This window comes from Sulfurimonas sp. HSL3-1 (assembly GCF_039645995.1).
Classification (GTDB): Bacteria; Campylobacterota; Campylobacteria; order Campylobacterales; family Sulfurimonadaceae; genus Thiomicrolovo; species Thiomicrolovo diazotrophicus.
In genome coordinates this window covers 2,397,081-2,408,279 of the sequence record NZ_CP147920.1, presented here as the reverse complement: position 1 = coordinate 2,408,279, position 11,199 = coordinate 2,397,081, and the positions used below count along the sequence as shown (strand labels likewise).

Here is an 11,199-nt window from a genome sequence, read left to right as displayed (position 1 = left end):
GAGGATTTTTGCAGGAGTGCAGTGCGGAACCCGTGCGGCGTCAGGCCGCTTTGAGCATATGGGTTTTGAGCCCCTCTTCGTTGAGGAGTTCGGCATCGTACTTGATGACAATGAGGCTTTCGGTTTCGTTGACGTAAAAGTCGGAGATCCCCTCCATGCCCTTGAGCGAAGGCACCTTGGCCTTGTCATAGGCTTCGAAATCGAGGAAGAGTGTCGCGCGCAGCCCCGGGTTGCGCATGCCGAGGATCCAGAGGAACCAGAGCACCGATGCGCTCATGACGAAGATCGCCACCCCCTCTTTGGAGAAGTGCTGGTAGAGCGCCCCGCCCAGTGCCCCGCCGACGAAGATCCCGACGTAGGCGAAGGTGTTGGCGACGCCGAGGGCAGCACCCTTCTGGTGCACTTTGGCGAATTTGCTGACGAAACTCTGCAAGAGCGGCTCGAACATGTTGAAGCCGATGAAGAAGAAGACGGCGCCGACGGCAAAGGCCCAGAAGGAGGTCGTAAAGCCCATCAGCGCGAACGCCGCGATGATAAAGCCGATAGAGATGAGGAAGATCTGCTTGCCTTTGGCGTATTTTTCGCCGAAGACGGCCGCCGGTCCCATCGCGAGGATCCCGAAAATAACGGCGGGGAGGTAGACCTTCCAGAACTCCATCGTGCCCATGCCGAACTGCTGTTTCATGATGATCGGGATAAGGAAAAAGGCGATCGCCATCGTCGAGCTGTGGAAGAGGAAGGTGATGTACATGCGCACCAGTTCCTTGTCCTTGAAGACATGCTTGATCTGCGCCTCGTCCTCGCTGTAGTGGTGGACGATCTGCGGCGGTTCCGGTACGGCGGTGAAGAGGATGACGAGGGCGGTGATAGAGAGGATCGCCGTCAGCCAGAAGAGGGCGGAGACGGACCAGACCCCGGCGACGAGCGGCCCGATGATCATGGAGGCGGCGAAGCTCATGGCGATGACCATTCCCATGACGGCCATGGCGTGGGCGCGTTCGTCCTCGCGGACCTGGTCGGCGATCATCGCGGTGACGACGGAACCGATGGCGCCGGCACCCTGCAGGAAGCGGCCCAGCAGCAGCCAGTAGACGTTCTCCGCCGATGCGGCGATCACGGACCCGGCGGCGAAGATGAGCAGCCCGACAAGGATCGTCTTTTTGCGGCCGAACTTATCACTCATCGCCCCGAAAGGGACCTGTAAGAATGCCTGCGTCAGGGCGTAGCCCCCCAGGGCGACCCCGGCGAGGAAGGGGGTGCCGCCCGGCAGTTCCAGGGCGTATTGCGACAGCACGGAGAGGACGATAAAAAGCCCGAAAAAGCGCAGGCCGATGATCATGCTCAGGGGGAGGGTTTTCTTCATGATGGTTTTCATCAAGCATCCTTGGAAGGAAAAATCCCAACATTATAAGAAGAAATACTTAGGGCGTGTGTTTACTTTAGGTACAACAGGGGGGTTTATTGTTCGTTTAAGCTGGTGCGTCATCCCCGCGGATTTTGCGCAGCCACTCCCCCATCTTCTGCTCATAGCCGATGGGCTTGAAGTCGACGAAGTGCAGCGGTTCGGTAAGGTACTCCTGCGGTACCCAGCCGCCGTAGTCGTGGGGGTAGCGGTAGTGTTCGTTGAACTGCTTGATCGTCGGAGGCGGATCAAGCAGGACGCCGTCCCTGATCGCCTGCTGCGCGGCGTTGATTGCGCTGTAGGCGCTGTTGGACTTGGGAGAGGCACAGAGGTAGATGACGGCCTGGGCGAGGATAATCCGCGCCTCGGGATAGCCGATCTGCTTGACGGAGGTCATAGCGGAGGTGCAGAGCGTCAATGCCTGGGGGTTGGCGTTGCCGACGTCCTCGCTGGCCAGGATGACGAGGCGACGGGCGATGAACTCGGGCGGTTCGCCCCCTTCGATGAGGCGGGCGAGGTAGTAGACGGCCGCGTCAGGGTCGGAACCGCGGATCGACTTGATCAGCGCCGAGGCGAGGTCGTAGTGCTCTGTCGCTTCGGCGCTGCCGCGGCTCTGGGCGGCCGGGCGCAGGCTCTGCAGCAGGTCGCGGTCGACATCGTTGCGGATCGCCAGGGCAAACTCCAGCAGTTTCAGCATCGCCCGGGCATCCCCGCCGCTGGTGCGGATAAGGTAGTCGCGGGCATCCTCGTCAATCGTACAGCCCGACTGGGCTACGGCCTTTTCCAGGATTGTCGCCATCGCCGTTTCGTCCACGGGCTTCAGCTCAAACAGCATGGAACGCGAGCGCATCGCCGCCGTCAGCGAAAAGTAGGGGTTTTCGGTGGACGCACCGATGACTAACACGCAGTTAGTCTCCATGACAGGCAGCAGAACCTCCTGCTGGTTCTTGGCCAGGCGGTGCACTTCGTCGATAAAGAGGAGCGGTCTTGTCAGCGCGTTTTTGTACTGGTCGAAGATCTTGCGCAGCTGCTCGATCTTCAGCGAGGTCGCGTTGAATTCATAAAAGGGGAGGTCCATCACCTTGGCGATGATGCGGGCGATCGAGGTCTTCCCCGTACCGGGGGGACCGTAGAAGAAGGTGTGCCCCAGCGCATTTTTTTCACAGAGGGTGCGCAGCGGCGCGTCCGGGGCGCTCAGGTGCGGCTGGCCCAGCAGGGCGTCAAAGGTGTCGGGACGGAGCAGCGCGGTAAAGTCCATTCCTAGCCGGCGATGATCTTGATCATGACTTCGCGCGCCTCGCGCGGCCCGTCGAATTCGGCGAAGAGCACGCCCTGCCATTCGCCCAGCAGCGGGCGGCCGCCGACGACGGGGATGGTAATGCTGACGCCCGTGCGCGCCGACTTGATGTGGGCCGCCGCATTGCCGCCACCGTGGGCGTAGCGGACATTATCCGGTGCGATCCGCGCGAGCGAACCGAGCAGGTCGCGCTGCAGCCGCGGGTCGACGTTTTCGGAGAGCATGACGCCGGTGGTCGTATGGGGGGTGAAGACGACGCAGATCCCCTCTTTGACTCCCGAGGTGATGACCGCCTCCCGGATCTCGTTGGTGATGTCGGTGATTTCCGTTTTGCTTTTGGTGGTGAGCGTCAGGGTTTTCATTGTTTCTTCTCCTCTTCTTTGATGAAGTCGCGCAGACTGGCGTATTCGCTGCGGGAAAGAAAACGCGTTTTCCCGGTGGGGAGGTTGTTGAGCTCGATTCCCCCGTAGGAGAGGCGTTTCAGGTCGGCGACCTCGGCGCCGAAATGGGCGAAGAAACGGCGGATCTCGCGGTTCTTCCCCTCGCCGATGGCGATCTTGAGGATGGAGTAGTCGTGGCGGTTCTTCTGCACCTGGAAGGCGTAGAAAGGGGCGAAGGTCATTGCTTCGATATCACTTTTGCCATGGCCCCCGGCCGAGGCGTCCTCGAGGTGCATCCCCTCCCGCATCGCCTCCTCCATTGCTTCGGTCACGGGCCCTTTGATCTTGACTTTGTAGACACGTTCCAGCGCAGAGTGCATCAGCACGGAGGCGACGCGGGGGCTGTCGGTGAGCAGCAGCAGCCCTTCGGTGGCAAAGTCGAGCCGCCCGACGGGAATGAAGTGTTTGTACGGTTTCTCCAGCGTGTCATAGATGGTACGGCGCCCCTGGGGGTCTTTTTTGGTGACGAGTTCGCCGCGGGGTTTGTTGTAGACGATGACGGTCATCTTCTCGACGGTACTGACTTTTTTTCCGCTGATGTAGACCTCGTCGTTCTTTTCGTCGACCTGGGTGGCCGGGTTGGTGACGACCTCGCCGTTGATGCGGACATACCCCTCCTGGATGGCGCGGTCGGCCTCGCGGCGGGAATAGGTGGAGTGGTGCGAGATAAATTTGTTGAGACGCGTCATGCGATCCCCTTTTCAACGAGGTCGTGCAGGTGGAGCACGCCGTGGATATGGCCGGCCGCATCGGTAACGATGAGCAGCTGGATCTTCTTCTCTTCCATCAGCACCAGGGCATCGCTGGCGAGCATTTCGCTCTCTCTGACGGTCCGCGGTTCGGGGGTGGCATAGGTTTTCGCCGGGGCATTGATGTCAAAGCCGGGGAGCATCAGGGCGCGGCGGAGGTCCCCGTCGGTCAGCAGACCGCGCAGCGTGCCATCGCTGCCGGTCAGCAGCACGGCGCCCAGACGCCCCTCGCTCATCGTGACGATGGCTTCTTTGAGCGGGGTGTTCTCGTCGGTGACGGGCAGCTGCTCCTTGCGCATAACGTCCGCGACCTTCACGAAGAGCTTCCGGCCGAGGCTCCCGCCGGGGTGGAAAGAGGCGAAATCCTCCTTTTGGAAGTCCCGGGCTTTCATCAGGCAGACGGCCAGGGCGTCGCCGACGGCGAGGGTCAGGGTCGTCGAGCTCGTCGGGGCGACGCCGAGGGGGCAGGCTTCGCGTTCGACCCGGATGGGTACGAGCACGTCGCTGTAGCGCCCCAGCGTCGACTCGGCGCTGCGGGTCAGGCCGATGAGCGGAATGTCGAACCGCTTGATGTGCGGCAGGATGGAGCTGAGCTCCTCGCTTTCGCCGCTGTAGCTGATGGCGAGGACGGCGTCCTCCTTGCCGATCATGCCCAGGTCGCCGTGCAGCGCTTCGGTGGGGTGAAGGAAAAAGCTCGGGGTTCCCGTCGAGGCCATCGTGGCGGCGATTTTGGCGCCGATCAGGCCCGATTTGCCCACCCCCGTCACGATCAGTTTACCGCGGGTTTCGAGGATGAGGTTGACGGCGAGGTTGATGCTTTCATCGAGGACTTCCGAGGCCTTTTTCAGGGTGTCGGCTTCGATGGAAAGCACCTCGCGTGCTACGGGAATATAGTTTTGTTTCATAGAGAGATTATAACTGAAATGTCGTTAAGGCTGGGATGTTTAGGCAGGCGCTAGTGGCGCGCCTTGCGGATGGTGGCCAGGACGACCTTGGCGAGGCCCAGGGCCTTGGAGCGGTGGGAGATGCGTTTCTTGATCTCGCCGTCCAGTTCGCCGAGGGTTTGATCGTATCCCTGGGGAATGAACATCGGGTCGTAGCCGAAGCCGCCGTCGCCGCGGGGGGTATCGATGACTTTCCCGTGCATCCAGCCGTGGACGGTGTATTCGCCTTCGCGGCAGACGATGCTGATGGCGGCGGTGTAGAAGGCGGGGGACTCTGTGAGTCCCTTGGCTTTGAGGGCTTCGACGAGCTTGTTGAGGTTGTCTTTGTCCGTCGCGCCTTTGCCGGCATAGCGCGCGCTGTAGATGCCGGGGGCGTTGTCCAGGGCTTCGACGCTGATGCCGCTGTCGTCGGAGAGGACAATGGCATCGGGGTCGTTCAGGGCGTCATAGACGGTGCGCGCCTTGATCATCGCGTTTGCGGCGAAGGTATCGCCGTCCTCGACGATCTCGCCGAGGTCGACGAGATCGTTGAAGGCGACGACCTCGAAGCTGTCGCAGAGCTGGGCGATCTCACGGATCTTCCCCTTGTTGGAGGTGGCGAGTACGAGCTGCATCTTCTCTCCCATTGCTACAACCGGTCGAGCCGGATGACGCGTACGACGGTCCCCGCATCCAGCGGGCCGTCGCTTTCGTCGGTGATCATCAGGGCGGCGTTGTCCAGCATATTGGTCAGTACCGCGGAGGAGGCCGCTTTCTTCTCTTCGAAATCGACGAGATATTTTCCTTCGCTCAGGCGGAGGTTGCAGGTCGTGAATTCGCTTTTGTTCGAGCGTTTGTTGAAGGGCTCGGCCAGGGTCGCCTCGACGATGGTATGGCCGGGATCGCGCCCGAGCATCTTTCGGATAAGCGGCAGGGCGTAGAGAATAAAGGTGACCGTCGAGGAGTAGGCGAAGCCGGGCAGGGCCAGGATGAACTGATTGCCGCGCTGGGCGACCATGACGTGCTGCCCCGGTTTCATCCGTACCCCTTTGAAGATGACGGTCGCCCCCAGGGCCGGAACGACGTCCTTGACGAAGTCGTAGTCGCCGACGCTGACCCCGCCGGTACTGACGACGATGTCGCTGCACTCCAGGGCGTTCTCGAAGGCGGCCGTAATGCTCTGCCGGTCATCCTCGGCGGTGCCGAGCTGCACGACTTCCGCGCCGGCGCTTTGCGCCAGGGCGGCGAGGGTGTAGTTGTTGGAGCTACGGATCTGCGAATCGGTGCGTTCGCGTTCGCCCAGGTCGAGGATCTCGCTGCCGGTCGAGAGGACGCCGACGCGGGGGCGGCGGGCGACGGGGATCATGACGCGGTTCAGTCCCGCCATCACCCCGATCTCGGCATAGCCGATGGCCGTGCCGGCGGGGATGAGGATCTCGCCTTCAAAGTAGCTCTCGCCGACGGGACGGACGCTGAACCCTTCGCGTACGGGGGTGTCGATGCGGATGGCACCGTTTTCGACCGTGACGTTCTCGATGGGGATGAGGGTGTCGGCACCCTCGGGCATCTTGGCGCCGGTAAAGGTCTTGACGGCCATGCCGCTGCGGACGGCTTCCCGGCCGTCGCTGCCGGCGGGGTTGTCGCTGCGGGAGAGGGCGATCGCGCCTTGACTCTGGTCGGCGGCCACGATGGCGTAGCCGTCCATGGAGGCCGTCGGGTGGCGGGGGTAGTCCTCGTCGGCGACGATATGTTCGGCAAGCATGCGCCCGAGCGCGTCGGGCAGGGCGACTTTCTCAACGCGGACGCGGCCGGTATCGAGGGAGAGCAGGCGGTCGACGGATTCGGTGTAGGAGAGGAAACTCACGACTCACCCCCGGCCAGCAGCCCGCTGCCTTTGATGGCGGTGGAACGGTCATCGGCGTAGACCCGTTTGCCGTTTATGAGGTCGTATTTCCAGATGGGGGCGCTGGCTTTGAAGTCCTCGACGAACGCCTCGATCGTCTCCAGGGCCACGCGGCGTTTGGGGGAGAAGACGGCGGCAATGTAGGAGGATTCGTGCAACAGGACGTCGCCGCGGCTGTGGGCCATCTTCAGGACGGCACCCTTCTCGGCGGCTTTTTCCTGCCAGGCATCGAACCAGTTGTTAAGGATCGGTTCGTAGATGTCGAAGCTCAGTCCCTCGATGCCGTTCTCGTCGCGGACGGTCCCGACAAAGGGGATGTAGGCGCCGTAGTTGCTCTGCGCCTCCTCTTCGTACCAGCGTGTCAGCAGTGCGGGCACGTCGAGTGCCCCGTCAAAGAGTTCTAGCACGCCTCAGCCTCCGCAGACCGGCGGAAGCAGGGAGACTTTGTCCCCGGATTTCAGTGGCGTCTCGAGGCCGGCAACGAGGGTGTCGTTGACGGCGACGGCGCTGTTCTCCAGCCAGGGGGCAAGTTCGGCATCCTCGCGCAGGGCCTTGGCGACGTCTGCGAGGGTGGCGGCTTCCATTTCGATGGCCGGTTTGTTGATCGGCCCAAGGAATTCGATACGAACCATAGTGGTAATCCTTATGAAAACAAGTCCGTGATTATAACAAAGCGGAGTTGAGGACGGGTTATTTCAGAGGAGGCGCCGTATAATTGTTAGCTTTATTTCAGGAGGGGCTATGCGTTTTGGCCGGATCGAATATCTGAATCTGCTGCCGTTTCACATTTTTATGAAGCGTTACCTGCGCGCGTCGCGGTCGCAGATGATGCTGCGTCACGGGGCGAACGTGCCCTCCGCCATCAACCGTGCCTACCGGGCGCGCAAGATCGATGCTGCGTTCATCTCCAGTATCCGGGCCAAGGGGCAGAAACATCTGAACCTCGGGATCATCGCCGACGGCCCCGTGCAGAGCGTCTTGTTGATCCCCTCCGAAAGCCCTCAGACGGATACGGCTTCGGAGACCTCCAACGCCCTGACGCGGGTGTTGGGGCTCGAGGGGAGGGTCATTATCGGCGATCCCGCGTTGCGGGCCTATCTGGAGGGGGTTGAGGCCCTCGATCTGGCCGAAGAGTGGCACAAACGCTACGGTCTCCCTTTTGTTTTCGGACTGCTGTCGTACCAGGGGAACGAAAAACAGATGCGGCGGCTCGGCCGTGCTTTCGCCCGGCGTCCCCAGAAAATCCCGCAGTACCTGCTCAAACGCGCTGCCGCGCGTACCGGTGTCCGGCCACAGGATATCCTCGCCTACCTGGAGGGGATCCATTACCGTATGGACCACCGCGCCCTCCGCAGCCTCCGCCTTTTCTGGCGCCTCGCCGAGAAGGTGCGCTGATCGCGCTTTGCGTTTGAAAAAGCGGGGCGCGCTTATGCTATACTCGATCTAATGAAATATTGGCTCGCAGTGATCGTATTATCGGCCTTTTCGTCTCTCGCGATGGGGCAGGAACCCATTAAGCCCCTCCCCAGGAGTGTGGTGTACGACCACGCCAAGGCGGCCCTGGGGCGGCAGCTCTTCAGCGACACCCTGCTCTCCAGTGACAAAACGGTCGCCTGCGCCACCTGCCACAGTTTCAATTATGGCGGTGCGGATCCCCGTCCGGTCTCCATCGGGGTCGGGGGGAAAACGGGCAGCGTCCAGTCACCGACCGTGTATAACGCCCGCTACAACTTCAAGCAGTTCTGGAACGGGCGCGCGGCATCGCTCATGGAGCAGGCCAGCGGCCCGATCCACAACCCTGTCGAGATGGGCATGGAAAGCACCACGATTGCGCAGCGCCTCAATGCGGACCCCGACTATGTCAAAGCCTTTGCCGCCGTTTACGGCGAAGGGGAGATCACCTATGAGCAGGCGATCGAGGCGATCGTGGAGTTTGAAAAGGCGCTGGTGACGCCCGACAGCCCTTTCGACCGCTTCTTGCGGGGGGAGACAACCCTTTCCCCGCTGGAGCTGGAGGGGTATCAGCGGTTCAAGGCCTACGGCTGCATCACCTGCCATAACGGGATCAACATCGGGGGGAACTCTTTCCAAAAGATGGGCCTCTTTGTCCCCTATGAGCATGACGAAGCGGCGCCGGACCTGCATGCCGTGACGAATCAACGCCGCCACATGAACGTTTACAAGGTCCCGACCCTGCGTAACATCGCCCTGACGGCTCCCTATTTCCACGACGCCTCTTCCAAGACCCTGACCGACGCAGTTCAGAAGATGAGCTACCATAACCTGGGGGTCGAATTGAGCGACAAGGACGTCAGGGCAATCGTGGCGTTCCTGAAAACGCTGACCGGCGAGCGTCCGGAAGTGCTCCGATGAGCGCACGGCTCCGGCAGATCGGCTGGAAGCCCTTCCTGGCGCTGGCGGCCGGGGTGGGGTCGTTTTCGCTCCTGCTCTATTTTTACCTGTCGCAGCGCCATGTCGAGTACAATTTCCGGGAGGTCCGAGGCCATTTCCATACGATCGACCGAAACTATCACCGCCTCAACTACGAGATCCTGCGCAGTTCGCTCTTTGCCTACTCCAACCAGGACGAAATCACGGGCGATCTCAATACGCTGAAGGATGAATACGAGGCGCTGCGGAAGAACGCGTTTCTTGAGCGCAGTGCCTACGGGCGGAGCCACCGCTCCCTGGTGCGCCTCGGCGAATCGTTGCACCGGTACGAGTCGATGCTTGATGATTTCATGATGCTCAACGCGGGGATCAAGAACTCCTTCGTCTACATCACATCGCTCTCGGCGGAGAAGGTGAAGATGTTCGAAAACGATCCCGTGACCTATGCCCGGATCCTCTCCGTCATCGCGGAAGTCTCCCAGGCCCGGATCCTTTTCGACGCCACCTTCCTGAGCAACCTCAACCGGGAGGTGGAGCCGCTGGAAGCGCTCTCCGGCATGTCAAAGGCGCAGGCAGCCCTGATCCGGAGTTTCATACTGCACGTGCATTACATTGCCGCAAACTACCCGGGATTCGTGCAGAACGTGAACCGGATCGAGACCTTTAACCTCGATCAGCGGATCGTGGAGCTGGAAACGAACTTCCTCGATGAGGCGAAACGGGATTACGAGATGCTCGATCGTTTTGTCGTCATTCTGGCGGCGCTCTTCCTAACGGCCCTGGTCCTGGTCATGGGCCTGCTGATCCGCGCCGGGAACGAGAACCGCCATTTGCGGGAACTCGAGGGGGAGCTGCGCCATGCGATCAGTCATGACCAGCTGACCGAGCTGCTCAGCCGCAGCCGTTTCGAACAGCTCCAGGAGCAGTTTGAATCCCCTTACCTTCTGCTGCTCAACCTTGACCGTTTCAAGCACGTCAACGACTTTTACGGCAGCGCCGCCGGCAATGCAATCCTCAAAGAGATCGCCCTGCTGATCCGCCAGCCGGTCCTTGAGCCCTTCCACCCCTACTACTTCCGTCTGGGAGGGGATGAGTTCGGCGTGGTGCTCCAGGGGATTGATGCCGAGCGCGCGCGGCAGATGGGCCGCATGCTGAAAAAAAGCATCGAGGGCTACACCTTCTTCGTGGACGATATCGAGGTCTACCTGACCGTTTCCGTCGCGGTCAACGGCGTGGCGCCGCTGCTGGAGAATGCGGACCTGATCCTCAAGTACGACAAAGCGCGCCACAGCGAGGGTGTACTGTTTTTCTCGGAGGAGCTGCACCTTAAAGAGCAGGCCGCCAGGAACATCGCCACGGCCCATGAGCTCAAAAGGGCCCTCGACCGCGATGCCATCGTGCCGTGGTTTCAGCCCATTGTGCAGCTGCAAAGCGGCGAAGTTGCCAAATATGAAGCCCTGGTGCGGATGGTGGGGAGCGACGGCAGCGTCAGCGGCCCGGGGCTCTTCTTGGAAACAGCGATGCAGACCCCCTACTATCGCCGGATCACCGAGGTGATGGTCCATAAGGTCTTCGAGGCGATGGAGGGGTACGATACCCGCTTCTCCATCAACCTCGGGATGCGCGACCTGGCTGACGAAAAGATGGTCTCCATGCTGCTCTCTTTGCTCGAGACCTATAAAGAGCGTGCCGGCCGCCTGGATATCGAACTGCTGGAGAGCGAAGAGCTTGATGACCTTGAAGCGGTCAAGACGTTCATCAAGCAGGTCAAGGCCTACGGCTGCCGGATCGCCATCGACGACTTCGGCATCGGGTACTCCAACTTCGCCTACCTGATGGAGCTGGATATCGATATCCTCAAGATCGACGGTTCGCTGATCACGAAGATCGTCGACGACGAGATGACCCAGCGTACCGTCAGAACCATCGTCCGTTTCGCCAAGCAGCTCGGATTCGAGATCGTCGCGGAATTCGTCGAGAACGAGGAGACCATCGCCGTGCTGCGCAAGATGGGCGTCGGGTACGGACAGGGGTACTATTTCGGGCGTCCGGCAGCGGCGCCGGAAGAGTCGATATCTATTGCAAGGAGTTAAT

The 11,199-nt window shown here is 61.1% G+C and carries 12 protein-coding genes; 3 read left to right on the top strand and 9 right to left on the bottom strand.

Annotated elements, in window-relative coordinates; translation table 11 throughout:
• Nucleotides 1-40 precede the first annotated feature (40 nt).
• The 9 genes from WCY31_RS12310 to WCY31_RS12270 form a co-directional block, all read right to left on the bottom strand.
• A complete protein-coding gene (locus WCY31_RS12310) occupies nt 41-1,375 on the bottom strand; it encodes an MFS transporter (RefSeq protein ID WP_345972634.1) in 1,335 nt (444 codons plus the stop codon).
• Nucleotides 1,376-1,469: 94 nt separating this feature from the next.
• The gene (locus tag WCY31_RS12305) at nt 1,470-2,660 is read right to left on the bottom strand and encodes a replication-associated recombination protein A (RefSeq protein WP_345972633.1); all 1,191 of its coding nucleotides are present in this window, start codon (nt 2,658-2,660) and stop codon (nt 1,470-1,472) included.
• A gap of 2 nt (nt 2,661-2,662) precedes the next feature.
• The gene (locus WCY31_RS12300; RefSeq protein WP_345970073.1) at nt 2,663-3,061 is read right to left on the bottom strand and encodes a secondary thiamine-phosphate synthase enzyme YjbQ; all 399 of its coding nucleotides are present in this window, start codon (nt 3,059-3,061) and stop codon (nt 2,663-2,665) included.
• The gene (locus tag WCY31_RS12295; RefSeq protein ID WP_345972632.1) at nt 3,058-3,828 is read right to left on the bottom strand and encodes a pseudouridine synthase; all 771 of its coding nucleotides are present in this window, start codon (nt 3,826-3,828) and stop codon (nt 3,058-3,060) included. Before WCY31_RS12295 ends, WCY31_RS12300 begins: the two co-directional genes overlap by 4 nt.
• On the bottom strand, nt 3,825-4,793 hold the full coding sequence (locus tag WCY31_RS12290) for a KpsF/GutQ family sugar-phosphate isomerase (RefSeq protein ID WP_345972630.1): 969 nt from the start codon (nt 4,791-4,793) through the stop codon (nt 3,825-3,827). Before WCY31_RS12290 ends, WCY31_RS12295 begins: the two co-directional genes overlap by 4 nt.
• A 50-nt stretch (nt 4,794-4,843) precedes the next feature.
• Nucleotides 4,844-5,446, bottom strand: coding sequence for an RdgB/HAM1 family non-canonical purine NTP pyrophosphatase (gene rdgB, locus WCY31_RS12285; protein WP_345972629.1), 603 nt, complete (start codon nt 5,444-5,446; stop codon nt 4,844-4,846).
• Between the two features lie 14 nt (nt 5,447-5,460).
• Complete coding sequence (locus WCY31_RS12280; protein ID WP_345972627.1) at nt 5,461-6,675, bottom strand: molybdopterin-binding protein; 1,215 nt, start codon at nt 6,673-6,675, stop codon at nt 5,461-5,463.
• Nucleotides 6,672-7,121 carry a molybdopterin synthase catalytic subunit gene (locus WCY31_RS12275; RefSeq protein WP_345970068.1) on the bottom strand — a complete coding sequence of 150 codons (450 nt, stop codon included), beginning with the start codon at nt 7,119-7,121 and terminating at the stop codon, nt 6,672-6,674. The genes WCY31_RS12280 and WCY31_RS12275 overlap by 4 nt, the downstream gene beginning before the upstream one ends.
• A gap of 3 nt (nt 7,122-7,124) precedes the next feature.
• Nucleotides 7,125-7,346, bottom strand: coding sequence for a MoaD/ThiS family protein (locus WCY31_RS12270; RefSeq protein ID WP_231019418.1), 222 nt, complete (start codon nt 7,344-7,346; stop codon nt 7,125-7,127).
• A 109-nt stretch (nt 7,347-7,455) separates the two neighbouring features.
• On the opposite strand from WCY31_RS12270, the gene WCY31_RS12265 reads away from it, so the two are divergent.
• The 3 genes from WCY31_RS12265 to WCY31_RS12255 are packed head-to-tail and all read left to right on the top strand — an operon-like array spanning nt 7,456 to nt 11,198.
• Nucleotides 7,456-8,109, top strand: coding sequence for an MqnA/MqnD/SBP family protein (locus WCY31_RS12265; RefSeq protein ID WP_345972625.1), 654 nt, complete (start codon nt 7,456-7,458; stop codon nt 8,107-8,109).
• Between the two features lie 51 nt (nt 8,110-8,160).
• Complete coding sequence (locus WCY31_RS12260) at nt 8,161-9,087, top strand: cytochrome-c peroxidase (RefSeq protein WP_345970065.1); 927 nt, start codon at nt 8,161-8,163, stop codon at nt 9,085-9,087.
• Nucleotides 9,084-11,198: an EAL domain-containing protein gene (locus tag WCY31_RS12255; protein WP_345972624.1), complete on the top strand. Its 2,115-nt coding sequence runs from the start codon at nt 9,084-9,086 to the stop codon at nt 11,196-11,198. Before WCY31_RS12260 ends, WCY31_RS12255 begins: the two co-directional genes overlap by 4 nt.
• The last annotated feature ends 1 nt before the right edge of the window (nt 11,199 follow it).

Bases quoted from the DNA above. Each gene is read 5' to 3' on its own strand.
- WCY31_RS12310 (WP_345972634.1), bottom strand. From the start codon at position 1,375: ATGAAAACCATCATGAAGAAAACCCTCCCCCTGAGCATGATCATCGGC.
- WCY31_RS12305 (WP_345972633.1), bottom strand. From the start codon at position 2,660: ATGGACTTTACCGCGCTGCTCCGTCCCGACACCTTTGACGCCCTGCTG.
- WCY31_RS12300 (WP_345970073.1), bottom strand. From the start codon at position 3,061: ATGAAAACCCTGACGCTCACCACCAAAAGCAAAACGGAAATCACCGAC.
- WCY31_RS12295 (WP_345972632.1), bottom strand. From the start codon at position 3,828: ATGACGCGTCTCAACAAATTTATCTCGCACCACTCCACCTATTCCCGC.
- WCY31_RS12290 (WP_345972630.1), bottom strand. From the start codon at position 4,793: ATGAAACAAAACTATATTCCCGTAGCACGCGAGGTGCTTTCCATCGAA.
- rdgB (WP_345972629.1), bottom strand. From the start codon at position 5,446: ATGCAGCTCGTACTCGCCACCTCCAACAAGGGGAAGATCCGTGAGATC.
- WCY31_RS12270 (WP_231019418.1), bottom strand. From the start codon at position 7,346: ATGGTTCGTATCGAATTCCTTGGGCCGATCAACAAACCGGCCATCGAA.
- WCY31_RS12265 (WP_345972625.1), top strand. From the start codon at position 7,456: ATGCGTTTTGGCCGGATCGAATATCTGAATCTGCTGCCGTTTCACATT.
- WCY31_RS12260 (WP_345970065.1), top strand. From the start codon at position 8,161: ATGAAATATTGGCTCGCAGTGATCGTATTATCGGCCTTTTCGTCTCTC.
- WCY31_RS12255 (WP_345972624.1), top strand. From the start codon at position 9,084: ATGAGCGCACGGCTCCGGCAGATCGGCTGGAAGCCCTTCCTGGCGCTG.